Here is a 20,189-nt window from a genome sequence, read left to right as displayed (position 1 = left end):
GATAATAACGTGCCGAAATGTGGTGCGTATATTTTCGTGGTGGAGTTTTTTTATTCTCAAAAAGGGGGAAAGACCATGAATAACAACATGGTTCATATTACAATTGACGGAAAAAAGTATACAGCGGAGCCTGGTTCAACGATATTGGGTGTTATTAATGAGAACGGGATTGAACATCCGCAAATTTGTTACGTGCCAGAAGTAGATCCTATTCAAACATGTGACACTTGTATTGTAGAGGTTGACGGAAAGTTAGTGCGCTCTTGTTCGGCAGTAGTGAAAGAAGGTATGAACATTGAACGTAATTCTGCTCATGCCAAAGAAGCACAAACAGAGGCAATGGATCGGTTACTAGAAAATCATTTATTATACTGTACAGTATGTGACAACAACAATGGGAACTGTAAACTGCATAATACAGCAGAATTAATGGAGATTGAACATCAAAAATATCCTTATGAACCAAAAGTAGATGCAAGTGAAGTTGATATGACGCATCCGTTTTATCGCTACGATCCTAATCAATGTATTGCATGTGGTCAATGTGTTGAGGTATGTCAAAACTTACAAGTAAATGAAACGTTATCAATAGACTGGGAAGCGGAACGCCCACGAGTTATTTGGGATGAAGGAGTAAATATTAATGATTCTTCATGCGTGAGCTGTGGTCAATGTGTAACCATTTGCCCTTGTAATGCTTTAATGGAGAAAACGATGCTCGGTGAAGCTGGATTTATGACGGGATTAAAACCAGATATTCTTGAACCGATGGTAGATTTAATTAAAGAAGTTGAGCCTGGATATAGTGGCATTTTTGCGGTATCAGAAGTGGAAGCGGCCATGCGTGATACTCGTACGAAGAAAACGAAAACAGTTTGTACATTTTGTGGTGTAGGTTGTTCATTTGAAGTGTGGACGAAAGGGCGTAAAATTCTTAAAGTACAGCCTTCTTCTGATGCGCCAGTTAACGCAATTTCTACTTGTGTAAAAGGAAAATTCGGTTGGGATTTCGTAAATTCTAAAGAAAGAATTACAAAACCTTTAATTCGTAAAAATGGAACGTTTGTTGAATCTACATGGGAAGAAGCACTAAATGTAGTTGCAAGTAAATTAGGATCTATTAAAGCAGAATACGGTAAAGATGCTATCGGTTTTATTTCTTCATCTAAAATTACGAATGAAGACAATTATGTAATTCAGAAATTAGCTCGACAAGTATTTGAAACGAATAATATTGATAACTGCTCACGTTATTGTCAATCGCCAGCGACAGACGGATTATTCCGTACAATTGGTATGGGCGGAGATGCTGGAACGATTAAAGATATTGCAAAATCCGGTCTTGTTATCATTGTAGGTTGTAATCCGACAGAAGGTCATCCTGTTTTAGCTACACGTATTAAACGTGCGCATAAATTACACGGACAAAAATTAATTGTGGCTGATCTTCGTAAAACAGAAATGGCAGAGCGTTCAGACGTCTTTATTAGTCCAAAACAAGGAACAGATCAAGTATGGTTAATGGCTGTTACGAAATATATGATTGACCAAGGCTGGCATGATCAACGATTTATTGATGAGAATGTAAACTTCTTTGAAGATTTCAAAGAGAGTCTGAAAGAATATACACTTGAATATGCAGAAGAAATGACTGGTATTTCAAAAGAAACACTTATTCAAATGGCTGAAATGATTCGTGATGCAGATGGTACATGTATCCTTTGGGGTATGGGAGTAACGCAAAATACAGGTGGATCTGATACTTCCGCTGCGATTTCAAACTTACTTCTTGCAACAGGTAATTATCGTCGTCCAGGTGCTGGTGCATATCCACTTCGAGGTCATAATAACGTACAAGGTGCTTGTGATATGGGTACTTTACCTGGATGGCTTCCTGGATATCAGCACGTTACTAACGATATGGAGCGTGCGAAATTTGAAATGGCTTACGGAGTGAAAATTAATAGTGAACCAGGTCTGAATAATATTGAAATGCTACACGCAATTGATGAAGGGAAAATGAAAGCTATGTATCTTGTTGGAGAGGATATGGCTCTTGTAGACTCTAATGCGAACCATGTACATGAAGTGTTATCAAGCCTTGATTTCTTCGTTGTGCAAGACGTTTTCTTATCTAAAACTGCTCAATATGCAGATGTTGTATTACCGGCAGCACCGTCTCTTGAGAAAGAAGGTACTTTCACAAATACAGAGCGTCGTGTACAAAGATTGTATCAAGTTCTTCCTACGCTTGGAGATGCGAAGCCAGATTGGTGGATTGTGCAGGAGATTGCGAATAAATTAGGTGTAAACTGGAATTATAGCCATCCAAGTGAAATTTTTGCTGAAATGGCAAGCTTATCACCACTATTCTCACAAGCAAATTATGAAGTACTTGAAGGCTGGAATAGTTTCCATTGGGGAAGTTTTGATGGAACGAATACACCATTACTTTTCCAAGATGGATTTAACTTCCCAGATAAAAAAGCTCGTTTTGCGATTGCTGACTGGGTACGTCCAGCTGAATTCCCAGCGGAGTTTGATCTTCACATTAATAACGGTCGTATGCTTGAACATTTCCATGAAGGGAATATGACAAATAAATCAACAGGTATTCAAACGAAAGTACCTGGTGTGTTTGTTGAAGTTTCTCCAGCACTTGCAAAAGAACGTGGAGTGAAAACAGGGTCATTAGTTCGTCTTGTTTCTCCTTTTGGAGCATTAAAATTACGTGTACTTGTAACAGACCGTGTAAAAGCGAATGAGTTATATTTACCGATGAACTCTACAGATAATGAAACAGCAATTAATTTCTTAACAGGTCCTGCTGTGGACGTACGTACGAACACACCTGCTTATAAACAAACGAAAGTGCGTATGGAAGTGCTAGAAGTTGATGGCGCAAATCCGATGCCAAAAGCGAACCCGCGTAACAAAAAACGTCATCCTCAAGCTGGTATTGAGGTAAATCGTAAGTGGGCACGTCCAGGGTATGTGCATTTAACGGATAAGTAGGAGGAGAAAAATATGGCTGCACCTATAAAAGTGATTCAAAAACAAGAATTAACTGAGGAAGAAATAAAACAGCAAAAATTAGATGATTTAAAAGAGCTTCTAGCTAATAATGAAGAAGCTTTAAATCAAATGTTTAATATTGTTGGTGAGTTAAATGACATCGGAATGCTAGAAGCTGCAAATTCTATGTTAAAGGCGAAAGAACCGATCGCCAAAATTGTTCTTGGCCAAGTGACTCGTGAGCCTGTTACAAATTTAATTAATAATATGATGGGTGCTGCGGGTGCTTTAACAGAACTAGATCCGGAACTTACGAAAAAGCTTATAGGTAGCTTATTAGTAGGGTTAGAAGAAGGTAATGAACATCTAGAGAGTAATAAAAAAGTAGGGGTATTTGACCTTATGAAAGTATTGAAAGACCCAGACATTAACCGTGCTATCGGGTTTGGACTTCATTTCTTAAAAGGTATGGGGAAAGGGTTAAAAGACGAATAAACTTCATGAAGTGAACCTTTCCGCCCAAATGTTTGTACGAAATAGTTTGGGCGGAAGGATCATTTTGGTAAAATATATAATAAAGTAAAATGAGGATTTTTGGGAGGTATAATTGTATGTCAAAAAAAGTACATGAATTTAATGATATGATACGAAAACTTCGAAAGGAACTTTTCGGAAAAGGGCCAGAACGAATTCATACTGTTTTTGCTGAAAATATGGCGATTGCGACCCTTTATGGAAACTTAACACCTACTGAAAAATTCATTTCAAGTACGATGGACGGTGCGGAAATGGTTCATATGGCTAGAACGAAAATGATTCAAGAAGTGTATGCTGCGAATTCCCGTGAACATTTGGAAGAACTTGTAGGTGCGAAATTAGTGAATTTGTTTTCAGATATGAAAGTAGAGGAAGATATTGCGGTTTCGGTATTTGTTTTTGATAAAAATATAACGTGAGAGAAGGATACTGATCGTGAAACCGATACAGGTAGAAAGAGAAATCTTTCGTTATGAACAAGGGGCGTTTAAGCATATAGAGGACAGCATTGTAACAGAGTTTCCAGTCACGATTAAAATGAACGGACAGGAGTTTGTTACAATGGTTAGTACTCCAGAATATATAGAAGACATGGCAATAGGCTTCCTAGCATCTGAAGGAATCATTCGGAAGTATGAAGATATTGATGACATATGGGTACAAGAGAAAGAAGGATTTGTACATGTCACAACGAAAAAAGTGAATCCGTATTACGAACAAATGCAAAATAAACGTTATATTACTTCATGCTGTGGTATGAGTAGACAAGGGTTTGTTTTTGCAAATGATGCACTAAGCGCGAAAAAAATGAATGGTATCCATGTACAGGTTGATGTAGAGGACTGTTTTCGGTTAATGAAAGAAATGCAGCAATCTGCGGAGACATTTCGTCATACAGGCGGCGTTCATAATGCATCTTTGTGCGATGTGAGTGGCATTATTTTAAGCCGGATGGATATCGGTAGGCATAATGCGTTAGATAAAATTTACGGTTATTGTTTAAAAAATAATATTTCTATAAGGAATAAAATCATTGTATTTAGTGGTCGTATTTCTTCGGAAATATTATTGAAAGTTGCAAAGATTGGTTGTGAAATTATATTGTCAAAATCAGCTCCAACTGAGTTGGCTTTGCAGCTAGCAGAAGAATTAGGTATTACTACGATAGGGTTTATTCGGAATCAATCCTTAAATGTATATACGCATCCAGAGCGTGTTGTAAATATAAAATAAGTAAAAGTGAGGCAATAAATATGAAATCTGTCACATTAGACAAACTACAACGTCCTTTAAAGGATTTACGTATTTCTGTTACTGATCGCTGTAATTTCCGCTGTCGTTATTGTATGCCAGAAGAAATATTTGGTCCTGATTATTCGTTTTTGTCTAATGATAAAATTTTATCTTTTGATGAGATTGAAAGGATAACACGTATTTTTGTTTCTTTAGGTGTAAGAAAGTTACGAATTACAGGCGGAGAACCGTTACTTCGAAGAGGTCTTCCGCAGCTTATTGAGCGCCTTAATAAAATAGAAGGTGTGGAGGATATCGGTTTAACAACCAATGGATCACTACTGAAAAAGTTTGCTCCAGATTTATATAAGGCGGGTTTATCGCGTGTGACAGTTAGTTTAGATTCCTTAGAAGAAGAGCGATTTTTCTATTTGAATGGTAATAGAAGCAAAGTGCAAAGGGTTCTGGAAGGAATACAGGCTGCAGCTGAAGTTGGTATGAAAATTAAAATAAACATGGTCGTTCAAAAAGGGAAAAACGAACAAGACATCTTGCAGATGGCGCAATACTTTAAGGAAAATAAGCATATTCTTCGGTTTATTGAGTATATGGACGTTGGAAATTATAACGGTTGGGAGTTAAAAGAGGTTGTCTCTAAACAAGAAATAGTAGATGCCATTCATCAAGTTATGCCATTAGAACGGATAGAAGCGAATTATGCAGGTGAAGTTGCTACTCGCTATCGTTATATTGGAAGTGATGAAGAGATAGGTATTATTTCATCAGTAACAGATTCCTTCTGTTCATCATGTACGAGAGCACGTATTTCTGCAGAAGGAAAATTATATACTTGTTTGTTCGCTTCTAAAGGAAATGACTTGAGAGAACTACTTCGATCTGGATACACTGACGAGGAAATAACATATATCGTACGCGATATATGGAACAATCGAGAAGATCGTTATTCAGATGAACGCTTAAATAATACAAGTAAAAAAAGAATATCTAAAATTGAAATGTCACATATTGGTGGTTGATATATATAAGTGACGCTATGATGAAGTATATACAAAATGGAAAATGTGCAACGTTTGTAGATTTTCTATTTTATAGTAAAAGTGATGATTGATATCTCTGTAAAAGATGTGCAGAGAAATTAAGCAGCATTCAAAAACCTTTATTTTGAGGAGGTTTTTTGAAGCTGCTTTTTTATTTGGAGAAAATGGAGGAATTAGTAATGGCATTTCATAAACCGGAACAAATTGCTGAACTCGTAATTGAGGCCGGTGTTCAAAAAGTAAGTCAGACGTTGCCAGCAATGCTTATTCTCGGTTTTTTAGGAGGAGCGTTTATTTCGCTCGGTTTTTTACTTAACATTCGAGTTTTAGGTAATTTACCTGAGCGCTGGGGGAGTTTAGTCAATGTATTAGGAGGAGCGGTTTTTCCTGTTGGACTAATGCTCGTCGTATTAGCGGGAGGAGAATTAATTACTGGAAATATGATGTCACTTTCTATGGCGCTATATGCAAAGAAAATTACATTGGTAAGTGTATTAAATAATTGGGTTTGGATTACTTTCATGAATTTCGTGGGAGCTATTTTTGTTGCGTATTGTTTCGGTCATCTTGGCGGATTAACAGAGGGAGATTATTTAAATAAAACGGTAGCGATAGCAGAAGGAAAGTTACATGAAACGTTTGGGAGAACTTTAATTTTAGCGATTGGATGTAATTGGCTCGTTTGTCTTGCGCTTTGGCTTGCTTATGGGACGAGTGATTTTGTCGGGAAAATAATCGGAATTTGGATTCCAATTATGGCATTTGTAGTGATTGGATTTCAGCAAGTAGTAGCAAATATGTTTGTCATCTCGGCAGTTATTTTTGCAGGTCATCTGACGTGGATGGATCTTGCTAGAAATTTTGTTCCTGTCTTTATCGGAAATGTAATTGGAGGAGCTGGATTTGTTGGATTTGCTTACTTTGCTTGTTATCAAAAACAACATTCTAATATGAAATAGAGTTCTTGAGAGGAAGGGTATGTAATGGCTGAGCGGTATTCACGACAACAGTTGTTCAAACCGATTGGGAGTAAAGGGCAAGAAAAAATTCGAAATAAACATGTGTTAATTGTAGGAGCAGGCGCATTAGGAAGTGCAAGTGCCGAAAGTTTCGTACGTGCAGGTATTGGCAAGTTGACGATTATTGATCGTGACTACGTTGAATGGAGTAATTTACAAAGGCAACAATTGTACTCTGAACAAGATGCGAGAGAGAAACTGCCGAAAGCAATTGCTGCTAAAAATCGGTTAGAGCGAATTAATTCGGAAGTACACATAGATGCCTTCGTAATGGATGCAAGTGCAGAAAACATGGAAGACCTATTAAAAAATGTAGATGTAATAATTGATGCAACAGATAATTTTGATATTCGATTTGTAATAAATGATTTATCACAAAAACATAATATTCCTTGGGTATATGGTTCTTGCGTTGGATCGTACGGTATGAGCTATACGGTTATTCCGCAAGAGACACCGTGTTTACATTGTGTGCTGAAGAACGTTCCTTTTACAGGTGTGACATGTGATACCGTCGGAATTATTAGCCCGACTGTTCAAATCGTCGCAGCATATCAAGTGGCGGAAGCACTCAAAATTTTAGTCGGAGATTTCTCGGCAATTAGAAAAACATTTTTCATGTTTGATATATGGAGTAATCAAAACCATTTTATAAAACTAGGGAAAATCAAAACGGACGATTGCCCCTCGTGTGGTTTGAATCGAACTTATCCTTATTTATCATACGAAAACCAAACGAAGGTGGCTGCTTTATGCGGAAGAAATACAGTGCAAATTAGGTCAGTAGAAAATAGAAAGTACGATTTTGACGATATGGAAAAGGTATTAAACAAACTAGGGAAAGTAGAGCGGAATCCGTATTTACTATCTTGCCAACTAGATGATTACCGCGTCGTTATTTTTCGGGATGGTCGTGTTTTCATTCATGGTACAAATGATATTTCGAAAGCGAAACAATTATATTATCGCGTATTCGGTTAATAGAAAGGGTTGTCAATAATGGAAAGAAGAGTGCCAATTACGGTTGAAGAAGCTGTTCGTAAAGTAATGGGATTTGCTAATGAGGGATTAAAGGAGCTACTACCTATTGAATTAGCTTACGGACGTATATTAGCGGAGGATTTAATAGCTGACCATGACGTACCTTCATTCAATCGTTCACCGTATGACGGATTTGCTATTAGAGCAGAAGATACGAATGTAGCAAGTTATGAAACGCCAATTGTGTTTGAAGTAGTTGGTGAAATTGGTGCGGGATCAATATTCCACGAGAAAGTAGGTCCGTTTCAAGCAGTTCGAATTATGACGGGAGCACAAATTCCGAATGGGTGTGATGCGGTTGTTATGTTAGAGCTGGCTCGTCAATATGAGGAAGCTGGCAACAATTATATGGAAGTGAAGCGATCATTCAAAACGGGTGACAATATTTCTTTTCAAGGTGAAGATGCTCGTAAAGGAACGGTTCTTGCAAAAAAAGGATCATACATTCATCCAGGTATTTCGGCTCTTCTTGCTACGTTCGGATATAGTGAGGTACCAGTGGCAAGAAAGCCTGTAATTGGATTGTTAGCGACTGGTAGTGAATTACTGGATGTAAATGATTCATTACAGCCAGGGAAAATCCGAAATAGTAATACGTATATGATATTGTCTCAAATTCGAAGAGCGGGCGGAAGAGTAAAATATTTTGGGAAGTTTAGCGATGATTTTCATACATGTTTCACAGCTGTAAAAGAAGCGTTAAGCCAAGTGGATATGCTCATTACAACAGGCGGTGTATCAGTAGGGGATTATGATTATTTACCAGCTATTTACGAAAAGTTAGGTGCATCGGTTCTTTTCAATAAAGTTGCAATGCGGCCAGGAAGTGTTACGACTGTAGCACAATTAAATGGCAAGTTATTATTTGGTTTATCAGGAAATCCATCTGCTTGTTACGTAGGATTTGAATTATTTGTAAGACCATGTATTCGGACGTATATGTTTAGTGAAAAAGCACATGTAAAAAGAGAAAAAGCGTTATTAGGAGAAGATTTTCTAAAACCAAATCCATTTACAAGATTTGTACGAGCAAAACTGACATATAACGAAGGGCAATTAATTGCTTATCCGTCAGGGTTTGATAAATCTAGCTCCGTTTCTTCTCTAGCAGAGACAAATATATTTATTGTACTTCCAGGTGGTACGAGAGGTTATAAAAAAGATATGTTCGTAGATGTTCTCTTGCTGGAAGATAACGAAGGTAGTGAATGGCCTTGGGCATTTTATAAAGTGAGAGGTGTTTCTAATGGGACAAGCACTATTTGAGATTGTAGATATACCGATTGTAGTTGAAGAAGTAACGAATAAAGTCGTAAGAAGAGAAGCAGGTGCAATTACAACATTTATTGGTACGGTGAGAGAATTAACGAAAGGAAAACGAACGTTACATTTAGAGTATGAAGCATATAAACCGATGGCAGTAAAACAACTTACGAAAATTGGAGAAGAAATTAACGGAAAATGGCCGGACGCAAAAGTAGCAATTATGCACCGAGTAGGGCGGCTAGAAATCATGGATATTGCGGTCGTTATTGCAGTTTCATCACCGCATCGTAAAGTAGCGTATGAAGCGAATGAATACGCGATTGAACGTATAAAACAAATCGTCCCAATTTGGAAAAAGGAATTTTGGGAAGATGGTACGATGTGGATTGGAGATCAACTTGAAAATACGGCATATCCAGAAGGAAAACCGAAGAAGGAAGAATGAGAAGATGATTACAATTTTATTGTTCGCAAATTTACGTGAGGAAGTCGGATCGGATCGATTCGTAATTTTAGAAAAACAAGAGATGACAGTGCAACAATTAAAAGAATGGCTCAAAGCAAGCTATTGCTTACAATCACTTGATAGAGTGATGGTGGCTGTTAATGAAGAATTTGTAACGGATGAAGAGATGATAAAAGCCGGAGATATAGTCGCATTAATCCCGCCCGTTAGTGGGGGATAATAAGCTTTTTCGCCAAGAAGATGTTGTATATAAATTCGAATACGAGAAGGGATGAGTTCTATGATTACTCAAGAACAAATAATGAACGCATTAAAACATGTAGAGGATCCGGAGTTACACAAAAGTATTGTAGAATTAAATATGGTTAGAAATATACAAATGAATGGAACAGAGGTTAAACTTGAAGTAGTGCTAACGATTCAAGGTTGTCCATTAAAGGCAAAAATTCAACAAGATGTGGAAGAGTCTCTTCAGGCAATTGGTGCATCTAAAGTAGATTTGACATTTGGTTCTATGACACAAGAAGAACGAGCTGCGCTAACAGAGAAATTAAAGAAAAATAGTAGAACAGAAACTGGTATGCCGAGCATGCTTCACTGTGATTCAGGGGTACGATTTATTACTGTAACGAGCGGTAAAGGTGGAGTTGGAAAATCAACGGTGACAATTAACCTTGCAACTGCTTTAGCTCGTATGGGCAAAAAAGTGGGGATATTAGATGCAGATATATATGGTTTTAGTATTCCAGCTATGATGGAAACGAATCAAAAACCGACGATGATCGATCAAACGGCAATTCCAGTCGTTAGTCACGGTGTTAAAATTATGTCGATGGGATTTTTTACAGAAGGAAATAACCCAGTTATGTGGCGCGGACCGATGTTAAATAAATGGATTCAAAATTTCCTCGCGAATACGCACTGGGGAGAATTAGATTATTTACTTCTTGATTTACCACCCGGCACAGGAGATGTAGCTATTGATGTTGCAGCAATGATCCCGCAGGCGCAAGAAATTATCGTTACAACACCACACAACGTAGCTTCATTCGTAGCATCTAGAGTAGGTGTTATGGCAAAACATACGAAACACGAGATTTTAGGTATTGTAGAAAATATGGCTTATTATGAAGAACAAGATGGATCGAAAAATTATCTCTTCGGAAAAGGTGGCGGCGAAATGCTTGCAGAACAATTGCAAACAGAAGTGATTGCACAAATACCTTTTGCAAAACGAGAAGAAAATAACGGTTCATCTGTATATGATGAAGACTCTCTTGTAGGAGAAGTGTTTACATCGTTAGCGGAGGATATTATTTATAGAGGATAGAGGGGGAAGTTTAGTATGGCGTGTAATATCGATCATTCTATGGAAGATGTAATGAATAAGCTTGAAAGTCAAAAGAGTTTTTTGCCTAAAGAGATTTTCACAGGATTGAAGGGATTTTTGCAAGGTAATCATTCACAGGAAATATTAAATGATATCTTTCATCTTTTAAAAAAGTATGACTTAGTTAGTGAAGAAGAACGAGAGATGAGAAATACTCAATTATTGCTGATTATAAAATAAATACGCTTTGGCTTTTGTTTTTTTGCAGAAGGGGTTAATGTAATGGATATGAAAAAGATGATTGAAACGATAGAAGCAACTAAAGTGACTGACGAAGAATTATCGATTTCTACTTTACATCAAAAGCTTGTGAAGTTGTATAGTCAAAAAGATAGTGCGGAGTATAAGGAGCTATTAAAATATATTTTATCATTATCCGTGCAGCTGAACCTACATTTCGTATTGAAATATTTTGGTGTGTGCCCGGTTGTTGCTGCAGATGAACGTATGCAATTTCAAGAGATATTTAAATGTTTAGCTAAGAAAGATGATAGTGGGGAATGGTTTCTAAATTTCGTTTCTTTATATGTAGGACTAATTGTAGTTCTGCATTTTGATGAAAAAGAGATTGAGAGAAGTTTTTTCGATGATATGGTAGTGGATGAAGGGAATGCAATATAAGATTCTGCTCATAATATCTTTCTATTTAATTGCTTTAACTGCGATTTTAGTTGGTTATTTAAATATAAAGGTAACTAATTAATAAAAAGTGTTCTTCAGTTGTTTCCATCGTTTTTTCATGTTACCATTAAGCGAATTTTTCATAGGGAGAAAAAGCAATGAAATGGATTTATTTTATTATTATTAACGTTATAGCTTTTAGCATTATGGGGCTTGATAAACGAAAAGCGAAGAAGAAACAGTGGAGAACGCCAGAAAGTACTTTGTTTTTATCAGCGGTAGCTGGAGGCGCAGTTGGTGCTTGGATTGGTATGTATATGTTTCACCATAAAACACATAAAAAGAAATTTGTTTTCGGTATACCGTTACTTGTCGTTATAACAGTATGTTTACTTTTTACTGTATGAGAAATGTCGAAAGAATTGCAGATTGATTATTGGTAAAGTGAGCATGCGGGACCGTATAATGGAGAAAAATGAGAAGAGGAGAAAAGGGAAGATGGGGAGTCAATCAGCACAGCAAAAAAAAGGGATTATATATGCGGCTGGTGCTTATACGATGTGGGGAATCCTACCAATCTATTGGAAATGGGTTGAGGAAGTTCCAGCAGATGAAATATTAGCACACCGCATCGTTTGGGCGTTCGTTTTTATGTTACTTGTGTTAGGTGTTACGAAGAGGTTTCGTCAGTTTATTGGGGAGTTCGTGAATCTTTTTAAACGACCTAAATTATTAATGTCATTAACAATAGCTTCAGTCTTGATTAGCGGAAACTGGTTTGTCTACATATGGGCCGTTAATCATAATCATGTCATTGAAGCAAGTCTTGGATATTATATTAATCCGCTTATTAGTATTTTACTTGGTACAGTCGTTTTAAAGGAAAAGTTAAACTTTTGGCAATATGTTGCAGTTGGTTTAGCTGGAATAGGGGTTATCATTTTAACAGTCCGTTTTGGATCTATTCCGTGGGTTTCTTTATCACTTGCCTTTTCATTTGGATTATACGGATTAACAAAAAAATTGTTAAACTATGATGCGACAATTGGTCTTACGATGGAAACGATGTTAGTGACGCCGTTTGCGATTATCTATCTCGTTATGACAGGAGCGCATGGATTCGGTTCATTTGGATCTATTTCCATGTTATCGACGTTACTATTAATAGGAGCAGGCATTGTTACAGCTTTACCACTTTTTTATTTTGCAAAAGGAGCACAACTTATTCCGCTCTATATGGTAGGATTTTTACAATATATTGCACCAACGATTAGTTTAATTTTAGGTGTATTCGTATTTGGTGAACATTTCACATCTACTCATATGATGGCATTTTTCTGTATATGGGTTGCATTATTTGTGTTTTCAATAGCGAAAACAAAGTTTTTAGTGCAGAAACAACCGAAATTTATAAAAAATAAATCAGCAAAAGTATCATAATGCGTAGTATTTTCTACGCATTTTTCTTTATACTGATACTATATAGATTTCCATTATAGTCAGTAGGGAGCTGAGAACGTGGAAACAATTTTACATAATGATCCGCTTATGGCCGCTGTAATTTCATGGTTTCTAGCACAATTAACGAAAGTAGTCTTTAAATTATTCAAAACGGGTGAATTTGATTTTGCAAAGTTTTTCGCTTCAGGTGGGATGCCGAGTTCTCATGCTTCAACTGTTACAGCACTTGCGACAGGTGTTGGCGTTGTGGAAGGTGTGGAAAGTACCTTATTTGCTATTGCTGCTATCTTTGCAATAATTGTGATGTATGATGCTTCAGGAGTAAGACTTGCAGTTAGTAAACAAGCGAAAATATTGAATGAGTTCTTTCACGGTAGACAAACAGAATATAAGAAGTTAAATGAACTTGTCGGGCATACACCGTATGAAGTAGTGGTCGGTGCTTTAGTAGGGATTATTGTCGGAGTAGGATATTGCTTATGAGCAGAACATTTTATATGTTCTGTTTTTCTTTGTTTTCATACATATTTAGCTACCTTTTTGAATATCGTTATACGGATTTCGAAAGGGTGGGTGAGTAACTTGTTATTATATGAAAAAGTGCATGAAGAAATAGCGAGAAGAACAACTGCGCTTCAAACGATGCAACGGCAAGATGGTACGTGGCAGTTTTGTTTTGAAGGAGCACCATTAACAGATTGCCATATGATTTTTTTATTAAAATTATTAGGTAGAGATAAAGAGATAGAACCGTTTGTAAAAAGATTAGCATCACTTCAAACGAATGAAGGAACATGGAAATTGTATGAAGATGAAGTGGGTGGCAATTTATCTGCTACAATTCAATCTTATGCTGCCTTACTAGCTTCAAAAAAATATACAAAAGAAGATGCGAATATGAGGCGAGCCGAAATGTTTATTAAGGAACGTGGAGGCGTGGCCCGTGCTCATTTTATGACGAAGTTTTTATTAGCAATTCATGGAGAATATGAATACCCTTCGCTCTTTCATTTGCCAACACCGATTATGTTTCTGCAAAATGATTCACCCCTCAGTATATTTGAATTGAGTAGCTCAGCACGTATCCATTTAATTCCGATGATGGTTTGTTTAAATAAAAGATTTCGAGTAGGAAAAAAGTTACTGCCAAATTTAAATCATATCGCAGGCGGGGGAGGGGAATGGTTTCGGGAGGAGCGGTCTCCGTTGTTTCAAACGTTATTAAGTGATGTAAAACAAATAATATCGTATCCACTTTCTTTACACCATAAAGGATATGAGGAAGTCGAACGTTTTATGAAAGAGCGTATTGATGAAAATGGAACGTTATATAGTTACGCAACTGCCTCGTTTTATATGATTTATGCTTTACTCGCGTTAGGACATTCTCTTCAATCATCGATGATTCAAAAAGCTATAGCAGGGATAACATCTTATATATGGAAGATGGAAAGAGGGAGTCATTTGCAAAACTCTCCTTCAACTGTATGGGATACGGCTTTACTCTGCTATACGTTACAAGAGGCCCACGCTTCGAAAGATAATAAGATGATTCAACATGCAGCAGCGTATGTATTAAAAAAACAGCATACAAAAAAATCTGATTGGAGCGTACATGCTCCGGCGCTGACTCCAGGCGGTTGGGGTTTTTCGGATGTGAATACGACAATTCCGGATGTCGATGATACAACAGCTGTGCTAAGAGCGTTGGCAAGAAGTAGAGGGACCGAAAATGTAGATAATGCTTGGAAGAAAGGGGTTAATTGGGTTAAAGGATTACAAAATAATGATGGTGGCTGGGGAGCGTTTGAAAAAGGTGTGACGAGCAATTTATTAACAAATTTACCAATCGAAAATGCAAGCGATATGATTACAGATCCCTCTACACCAGATATTACAGGAAGAGTGTTAGAGCTTTTCGGGACATACGCGCAAAATGAATTGCCTGAGAAACAAAAACAAAGTGCGATAAATTGGTTAATGAATGTGCAAGAGGAAAATGGATCATGGTATGGGAAATGGGGGATTTGTTATATATATGGTACGTGGGCTGTTATGACTGGTTTACGGTCACTCGGAATTCCATCTAGCAATCCATCAATGAAACGAGCAGCTTTATGGTTGGAACATATACAGCATGAAGATGGTGGGTGGGGGGAATCGTGCCACAGTAGTGTGGGAAAAAGGTTCGTTACTTTACCATTTAGTACACCATCCCAAACAGCATGGGCGTTAGATGCTCTCATTTCTTACCATGATAAAGAAACACCAACTATTCGAAAAGGTATTTCATATTTGCTTGCGAATCCTTATGTGAATGAAAAATATCCTACTGGAACAGGTTTACCAGGTGGATTTTATATTCGTTATCATAGCTATGCATATATATATCCGCTACTTACTTTGGCACATTATATAAAAAAATATAGAAAATAAACCGAGAGGATATCTCTCGGTTTATTTTGTTGGGTAGTAGGTCCCTGTTGAAAAGAATAAGGCTGTGCGTTCCTTATTTTTCTGTTGACTGGCGTTTTTGACGTGCATCAGCGGCATTTGCACGTGCGTTTGCTTCTAAGTCATTGTGGTCAGCGAGTTCACGAGAGAACTCAACATCAATGCCATCAGTAGCTTTGTTTTGCTTGAAATTTTTTTTGTTCATTCGACACAATCTCCTTGTGTTTTATGCGACGTTGCAAAGTTAGTTTGACACAAATAGACTTTTTTATACAAAGAGGAATTGGGAAGTAAAGAGCCGAAATATACAGTATAAGTAATAGAAATGAGGGATAGGGATGGAGTTTTTAAATGGGAAAACAGCTGTAGTAACAGGAGCTGCACAGGGAATTGGAAAAGAGATTGCAAGGGTTTATGCAAAACTAGGGGCTAAAGTATTAATTAGCGATGTAAATGAAGAGAAGCTACAAAAAACGACACGTGAATTATCAGATGAAGGATATGAAGTGAAGCAGTATCGTTGTGATGTGAGTAATCAAAATGATGCGAAATCCTTAATTGAATACGCTGTCCAAACATTTGGTACACTGCACATTTTAGTAAATAATGCAGGAATTACGCGAGATGCAATGTTACATAAAATGGAGAAACCTGCATGGGAACAAGTACTGCAAGTAAATTTAACAGGTGTTTTTTATTGTATGCAGCCAGCGCTTCTTTACATGAGACAACAAGGGTATGGACGCATTATTAATATATCTTCAATTAGCAGGGAAGGAAACATAGGTCAAGCGAATTATGCTGCTACAAAGGCAGGAGTTGTAGGTTTAACGAAAACAGCGGCGAAAGAAGTTGGAAGCTTTGGTATTACTTGTAATGCTATTTGTCCAGGGTTTATGGATACAGATATGACAAAAACGATACCAGATAAAGTGAAAGAAAAGATGGTTGGCGCGATTCCGGTTGGTAGAATTGGAACGCCAGAAGATATTGCGAACGCAGCGGCCTTTTTAGCGTCAGAATACGCATCCTATATTACAGGAGAAGTATTGAATGTGAGCGGAGGACTACAAGTTTAAAGGAATACATAATGAAGAGAACCTGACCGGATAGGCCAGGTTCTTTTTTCGTTAATTTAAGTTGAGCCAAACGCTCTTCACTTCTGTATAGTTATTTAATGCGTAAGATCCCATTTCACGGCCAAGACCAGATTGTTTAAATCCTCCGAATGGAGATGCTGCATCAAAGACGTTATAACAGTTTACCCATACTGTACCAGCACGTACTTTACTTGCAACATAGTGTGCTGTTTTAACATTTTCTGTCCACACACCAGCCGCTAAGCCGAACTGTGATTTATTTGCACGTTCAATTACTTCATCAATATCGTTAAAAGGTATTGCAGAAATAACTGGACCGAAAATTTCTTCTTTTGCGATCGTCATTTCGTCATTTACGTCAGCGAATACTGTAGGAGAAACGAAGTAGCCTTGATCGAATGGATTGCTTCCTCCGCAAAGTACTTCAGCGCCTTCTTCAATCCCTTTTTCAATGTAGCCCATTACACGTTTTTGTTGTTCTTCAGAAACGAGAGGACCGATTGTTGTTTCAGGGTTAAGACCGACACCTTGATTTAGTTTTTTAGAATAGAGGACGAGATCAGCCATGACATTATCATACATTTTCTTCGGAACAAATAAGCGTGATCCAGCAGAGCATACTTGTCCTTGGTTAAACATAACACCAGAAAGTGCACCAGGAATCGCGCGAGATAAGTCGGCGTCTGGTAAAATAATGTTCGGTGATTTACCGCCAAGCTCTAAAGTAACACGTTTCAATGATTCAGATGCTTGTCGCATAATTTGTTTACCGACTGGAGTAGAACCAGTAAATGCAATTTTATCAACGAGTGGATGATTAACAAGAGCTTGTCCAGCTGATTCACCGAATCCAGGAACGATATTAATAACACCTTTCGGGAATCCAGCTTCTTCAATTAATTCAGCTAAGTATAGAGCGGATAGTGGCGTTTGCTCTGCAGGTTTTAAAACGATTGTACATCCTGTAGCGAGCGCAGCTCCCATTTTCCACATTGCCATAAGAAGTGGGAAGTTCCAAGGAATAATTTGACCGACGACACCAACAGCTTCATGGCGTGTATAGTTAAAGTAATTACCGGAAACAGGAATTGTTTGACCAACGATTTTCGTCGCCCAGCCAGCATAATAGCGCATATGTTCAATTGCAAGTGGTATATCTGCCGCCATTGTTTCACGGATTGGCTTTCCGTTATCTAACGTTTCGAGCTGTGCAAGCTCTTCTTTATGTTCTTCCATTAAATCAGCTAACTTGTACATAAGACGGCTTCGCTCAGCAGTGCTCATGCGAGACCAAGGACCTTCGTCAAAAGCCATGCGAGCTGCAACGACAGCTTTATGAATATCTTCTCGACCAGCCTCAGAAACGACGGCAAGTGTTTCGCCGGTTGCTGGGTTAGGTGTTTTAAATGTTTTACCGGAAGCGCTTTCAACGAAAGATCCATTCACATATAACTTTTTTGTACCTTGAAGAAACTTTTCTACCTTTTCATGAAGATTTACAGCTAGTTGACTCATTGTATAACCCCCTTGAAAGTATAATGTAAACGCAGTACGAGACGGCGTTTATTCCGAAATCAAGGATGTGGGAACTAGATGGAAAGCCTCTAATTTAAATCATAATTAACAAATGCTGAAAATTCAAATTTCATTTGTGTTACAATTGTAAAAAATATGTAATGTAAGAGGGTCTTCTATATGATTATAAAAAATCCTGCTTGTTTTTGCTTTCTAGTAGGAAAAACTAGAAGAACAATGGTACAATAATACATCGTGAGAGGAGGGAGAAAAATGAAGGATTATCATGATGATCCACGCTTTCGAATCGCCCATAGAGAAGCGTTAATTGGTCTTGGACTTGCTATTATTAATTTTATAATATGGTACGGATTTGCTTATGGGCTTGGTAGTAAAAATCCAAGTGAATATACATATGTATTCGGTTTTCCAGCATGGTTTTTTTATAGCTGTATCGTTGGGTTTGTCGTTATGGTTATTTTACTTAGTTTAGTTGTTCGTTTTGTATTTCAAGATATTTCACTCGATGAGGAAGAAAAAAGTGAGGAATAATAGATGAATTGGTATGTAATCATTCCAATGATAATTTCATTTATCGTTGTGTTTTTAATTGGTGTATATGCTTCAAGACGCGTACAAGCGACTGCTAATAATAAATTTTTACAAGAATATTTTCTTGGTGGGCGTGAACTTGGCGGTTTATTATTAGCGATGACAATGATTGCTACGTACGGTAGTGCTAGTAGCTTTATTGGTGGTCCAGGTATTGCGTACAATATGGGCCTCGGATGGGTATTATTATCTGCGATTCAAGTTGTAACAGGGTATATCGTTTTAACGGTTATCGGTAAAAAGTTTGCAATTATCGCTAGGAAGATGGAAGCCATTACTCTTATCGATTATTTAAAGGGAAGATACAATAATAAAGCAGTTGTTATACTTTCAGCGTTATGTATTATTATCTTCTTATTTTCAGCAACAGTAGCTCAATGGGTCGGCGGTGGCCGATTAATTGAATCACTAACGGGTTTATCTTATACAACAGCACTATTTTTATTTACTTTTTCTGTACTTGTGTACGTATTAATTGGTGGATTTCGTGCAGTTGCTTTATCAGATACGTTATTAGGAATTATTATGTTAGTTGGAACGACAATCATTTTAATTGCTACTGTCATTGCTGGTGGTGGAATTGAAAAGATTATGCAGGAGCTTATTCAAATCAATCCAAATTTAATTACACCATTCGGAGCGGATGGTAGTTTAACGAAATCATATGTGACATCATTTTGGATTTTAATTGGAATTGGTGTTGTTGGATTACCGCAAATTAGCGTGCGTGCCATGTCTTATAAAAATTCAAAAGCTATGCACCAAGCGTTAATAATTGGAACGGTTGTTGTAGGTACAATTATGATTGGTATGCATTTAACGGGTGTGTTTGCACGAGTCGTACTTCCAGGTATAACGGTACCAGATAAAGTAATGCCGCTACTCGCGATGGAAGTGTTGCCACCTTGGTTAGCTGGAGTTTTCTTAGCTGCACCAATGGCAGCAATTATGTCTACAGTAAACTCGTTATTGTTACTTGTAAGTTCATCAATTATTAAAGACATATACGTAAATTACATAAATAAAGATGCAGCAGACAGTACGATTAGAAAAGGAAGTTTGTGGATTACTGGTATCGTAGGGCTACTCGTTTATGCAGCAGCAATTAAACCACCAGATTTTTTAATATGGTTAAATTTATTTTCTTTCGGTGGATTAGAAGCAGCATTTATTTGGCCAATCGTATTAGGGTTATATTGGAGAAAAGGGAATGCAACAGGAGCGCTTGCCTCTATTTTTGTTGGGGTAGGCTCATATATGTGTATTCATCTTTTCTATCCAAATCCGTTCGGTATACATACAGTTGTCTTCCCAATTTGTTTTGCGTTTATCGCTTATATTATTGGAAGTATGAGTGCTGTGAAGAAGAACAGTATAGGTTAGAGGAAGAACGTAGTCCTT

The 20,189-nt window shown here is 37.4% G+C and carries 22 protein-coding genes; 20 read left to right on the top strand and 2 right to left on the bottom strand.

All coding sequences use genetic code 11. The features are described 5' to 3' along the window. The first annotated feature begins 75 nt into the window (after positions 1-75). The 17 genes from fdhF to MKO96_RS16165 all read left to right on the top strand — a co-directional run bounded on the left by fdhF (position 76) and on the right by MKO96_RS16165 (position 15,543). Entirely contained in the window at positions 76-3,015 is a 2,940-nt protein-coding gene (gene fdhF, locus MKO96_RS16245; protein WP_240588082.1) for a formate dehydrogenase subunit alpha, read from the top strand. A gap of 12 nt (positions 3,016-3,027) precedes the next feature. After that, positions 3,028-3,510: a helical membrane plugin domain-containing protein gene (locus tag MKO96_RS16240; protein ID WP_087981472.1), complete on the top strand. Its 483-nt coding sequence runs from the start codon at positions 3,028-3,030 to the stop codon at positions 3,508-3,510. 116 nt (positions 3,511-3,626) lie between these two features. Beyond that, positions 3,627-3,971 (top strand): Na-translocating system protein MpsC family protein, encoded by a 345-nt coding sequence (locus MKO96_RS16235; protein WP_000039582.1) that lies wholly within the window; start codon positions 3,627-3,629, stop codon positions 3,969-3,971. A 16-nt stretch (positions 3,972-3,987) separates the two neighbouring features. Continuing rightward, positions 3,988-4,785 carry a formate dehydrogenase accessory sulfurtransferase FdhD gene (gene fdhD, locus MKO96_RS16230; protein WP_240588081.1) on the top strand — a complete coding sequence of 266 codons (798 nt, stop codon included), beginning with the start codon at positions 3,988-3,990 and terminating at the stop codon, positions 4,783-4,785. 20 nt (positions 4,786-4,805) lie between these two features. Next, positions 4,806-5,822 (top strand): GTP 3',8-cyclase MoaA, encoded by a 1,017-nt coding sequence (gene moaA, locus MKO96_RS16225; protein ID WP_240588080.1) that lies wholly within the window; start codon positions 4,806-4,808, stop codon positions 5,820-5,822. Between the two features lie 200 nt (positions 5,823-6,022). Then, positions 6,023-6,802, top strand: coding sequence for a formate channel (locus tag MKO96_RS16220; RefSeq protein ID WP_002107908.1), 780 nt, complete (start codon positions 6,023-6,025; stop codon positions 6,800-6,802). A 24-nt stretch (positions 6,803-6,826) separates the two neighbouring features. Continuing rightward, positions 6,827-7,843: a molybdopterin-synthase adenylyltransferase MoeB gene (locus tag MKO96_RS16215; RefSeq protein WP_240588079.1), complete on the top strand. Its 1,017-nt coding sequence runs from the start codon at positions 6,827-6,829 to the stop codon at positions 7,841-7,843. A gap of 18 nt (positions 7,844-7,861) precedes the next feature. Next, the gene (gene moeA / locus MKO96_RS16210) at positions 7,862-9,169 is read left to right on the top strand and encodes a molybdopterin molybdotransferase MoeA (RefSeq protein WP_240588078.1); all 1,308 of its coding nucleotides are present in this window, start codon (positions 7,862-7,864) and stop codon (positions 9,167-9,169) included. Beyond that, entirely contained in the window at positions 9,150-9,614 is a 465-nt protein-coding gene (gene moaE / locus MKO96_RS16205; RefSeq protein WP_240588077.1) for a molybdopterin synthase catalytic subunit MoaE, read from the top strand. Before moeA ends, moaE begins: the two co-directional genes overlap by 20 nt. A gap of 4 nt (positions 9,615-9,618) precedes the next feature. Beyond that, entirely contained in the window at positions 9,619-9,855 is a 237-nt protein-coding gene (gene moaD / locus MKO96_RS16200) for a molybdopterin converting factor subunit 1 (protein WP_087981466.1), read from the top strand. Positions 9,856-9,915: 60 nt separating this feature from the next. Then, positions 9,916-10,965 (top strand): P-loop NTPase, encoded by a 1,050-nt coding sequence (locus MKO96_RS16195; RefSeq protein ID WP_240588076.1) that lies wholly within the window; start codon positions 9,916-9,918, stop codon positions 10,963-10,965. A 15-nt stretch (positions 10,966-10,980) separates the two neighbouring features. Next, positions 10,981-11,205: a hypothetical protein gene (locus tag MKO96_RS16190; RefSeq protein WP_000752391.1), complete on the top strand. Its 225-nt coding sequence runs from the start codon at positions 10,981-10,983 to the stop codon at positions 11,203-11,205. 42 nt (positions 11,206-11,247) lie between these two features. Next, on the top strand, positions 11,248-11,646 hold the full coding sequence (locus MKO96_RS16185; protein ID WP_240588075.1) for a hypothetical protein: 399 nt from the start codon (positions 11,248-11,250) through the stop codon (positions 11,644-11,646). Positions 11,647-11,804: 158 nt separating this feature from the next. Next, positions 11,805-12,053, top strand: a complete 249-nt coding sequence (locus MKO96_RS16180; RefSeq protein ID WP_240588074.1) for a DUF1294 domain-containing protein — start codon at positions 11,805-11,807, stop codon at positions 12,051-12,053. Positions 12,054-12,144: 91 nt separating this feature from the next. After that, a complete protein-coding gene (rarD, locus tag MKO96_RS16175) occupies positions 12,145-13,086 on the top strand; it encodes an EamA family transporter RarD (protein WP_087981461.1) in 942 nt (313 codons plus the stop codon). Positions 13,087-13,164: 78 nt separating this feature from the next. Further along, a complete protein-coding gene (locus tag MKO96_RS16170; RefSeq protein ID WP_000447816.1) occupies positions 13,165-13,590 on the top strand; it encodes a divergent PAP2 family protein in 426 nt (141 codons plus the stop codon). A gap of 99 nt (positions 13,591-13,689) precedes the next feature. Continuing rightward, positions 13,690-15,543: a terpene cyclase/mutase family protein gene (locus MKO96_RS16165; protein WP_240588073.1), complete on the top strand. Its 1,854-nt coding sequence runs from the start codon at positions 13,690-13,692 to the stop codon at positions 15,541-15,543. A gap of 73 nt (positions 15,544-15,616) precedes the next feature. Here the strand turns inward: MKO96_RS16165 and MKO96_RS16160 are convergent, their stop codons facing one another. Then, on the bottom strand, positions 15,617-15,766 hold the full coding sequence (locus MKO96_RS16160) for a YfhD family protein (protein WP_001035808.1): 150 nt from the start codon (positions 15,764-15,766) through the stop codon (positions 15,617-15,619). A 133-nt stretch (positions 15,767-15,899) separates the two neighbouring features. Between MKO96_RS16160 and fabG the strand changes: the two genes are divergently transcribed. Then, positions 15,900-16,640, top strand: coding sequence for a 3-oxoacyl-ACP reductase FabG (gene fabG / locus MKO96_RS16155; RefSeq protein WP_000395031.1), 741 nt, complete (start codon positions 15,900-15,902; stop codon positions 16,638-16,640). 51 nt (positions 16,641-16,691) lie between these two features. On the opposite strand, the gene dhaS is transcribed toward fabG, so the two are convergent. Continuing rightward, positions 16,692-18,176 (bottom strand): aldehyde dehydrogenase DhaS, encoded by a 1,485-nt coding sequence (gene dhaS / locus MKO96_RS16150; RefSeq protein ID WP_000080300.1) that lies wholly within the window; start codon positions 18,174-18,176, stop codon positions 16,692-16,694. Between the two features lie 273 nt (positions 18,177-18,449). Between dhaS and MKO96_RS16145 the strand changes: the two genes are divergently transcribed. Beyond that, complete coding sequence (locus MKO96_RS16145) at positions 18,450-18,728, top strand: YhdT family protein (RefSeq protein ID WP_000656242.1); 279 nt, start codon at positions 18,450-18,452, stop codon at positions 18,726-18,728. Between the two features lie 3 nt (positions 18,729-18,731). Then, complete coding sequence (panF, locus tag MKO96_RS16140; protein ID WP_087981458.1) at positions 18,732-20,171, top strand: sodium/pantothenate symporter; 1,440 nt, start codon at positions 18,732-18,734, stop codon at positions 20,169-20,171. The last annotated feature ends 18 nt before the right edge of the window (positions 20,172-20,189 follow it).

The organism is Bacillus sp. ES1-5 (assembly GCF_022487605.1).
Lineage (GTDB): Bacteria > Bacillota > Bacilli > Bacillales > Bacillaceae_G > Bacillus_A > Bacillus_A wiedmannii.
This window is presented reverse-complemented; position numbering and strand designations above follow the sequence as displayed.

Coding starts and splice junctions, on each gene's coding strand:
- MKO96_RS16235 (WP_000039582.1), top strand. CDS start 3,627: ATGTCAAAAAAAGTACATGAATTTAATGATATGATACGAAAACTTCGA.
- moeA (WP_240588078.1), top strand. CDS start 7,862: ATGGAAAGAAGAGTGCCAATTACGGTTGAAGAAGCTGTTCGTAAAGTA.
- dhaS (WP_000080300.1), bottom strand. CDS start 18,176: ATGAGTCAACTAGCTGTAAATCTTCATGAAAAGGTAGAAAAGTTTCTT.
- MKO96_RS16195 (WP_240588076.1), top strand. CDS start 9,916: ATGATTACTCAAGAACAAATAATGAACGCATTAAAACATGTAGAGGAT.
- panF (WP_087981458.1), top strand. CDS start 18,732: ATGAATTGGTATGTAATCATTCCAATGATAATTTCATTTATCGTTGTG.
- moaE (WP_240588077.1), top strand. CDS start 9,150: ATGGGACAAGCACTATTTGAGATTGTAGATATACCGATTGTAGTTGAA.
- MKO96_RS16160 (WP_001035808.1), bottom strand. CDS start 15,766: ATGAACAAAAAAAATTTCAAGCAAAACAAAGCTACTGATGGCATTGAT.
- MKO96_RS16240 (WP_087981472.1), top strand. CDS start 3,028: ATGGCTGCACCTATAAAAGTGATTCAAAAACAAGAATTAACTGAGGAA.
- rarD (WP_087981461.1), top strand. CDS start 12,145: ATGGGGAGTCAATCAGCACAGCAAAAAAAAGGGATTATATATGCGGCT.
- MKO96_RS16220 (WP_002107908.1), top strand. CDS start 6,023: ATGGCATTTCATAAACCGGAACAAATTGCTGAACTCGTAATTGAGGCC.
- fdhF (WP_240588082.1), top strand. CDS start 76: ATGAATAACAACATGGTTCATATTACAATTGACGGAAAAAAGTATACA.
- MKO96_RS16215 (WP_240588079.1), top strand. CDS start 6,827: ATGGCTGAGCGGTATTCACGACAACAGTTGTTCAAACCGATTGGGAGT.
- MKO96_RS16185 (WP_240588075.1), top strand. CDS start 11,248: ATGGATATGAAAAAGATGATTGAAACGATAGAAGCAACTAAAGTGACT.
- moaD (WP_087981466.1), top strand. CDS start 9,619: ATGATTACAATTTTATTGTTCGCAAATTTACGTGAGGAAGTCGGATCG.
- fabG (WP_000395031.1), top strand. CDS start 15,900: ATGGAGTTTTTAAATGGGAAAACAGCTGTAGTAACAGGAGCTGCACAG.
- MKO96_RS16145 (WP_000656242.1), top strand. CDS start 18,450: ATGAAGGATTATCATGATGATCCACGCTTTCGAATCGCCCATAGAGAA.
- MKO96_RS16190 (WP_000752391.1), top strand. CDS start 10,981: ATGGCGTGTAATATCGATCATTCTATGGAAGATGTAATGAATAAGCTT.
- MKO96_RS16180 (WP_240588074.1), top strand. CDS start 11,805: ATGAAATGGATTTATTTTATTATTATTAACGTTATAGCTTTTAGCATT.
- moaA (WP_240588080.1), top strand. CDS start 4,806: ATGAAATCTGTCACATTAGACAAACTACAACGTCCTTTAAAGGATTTA.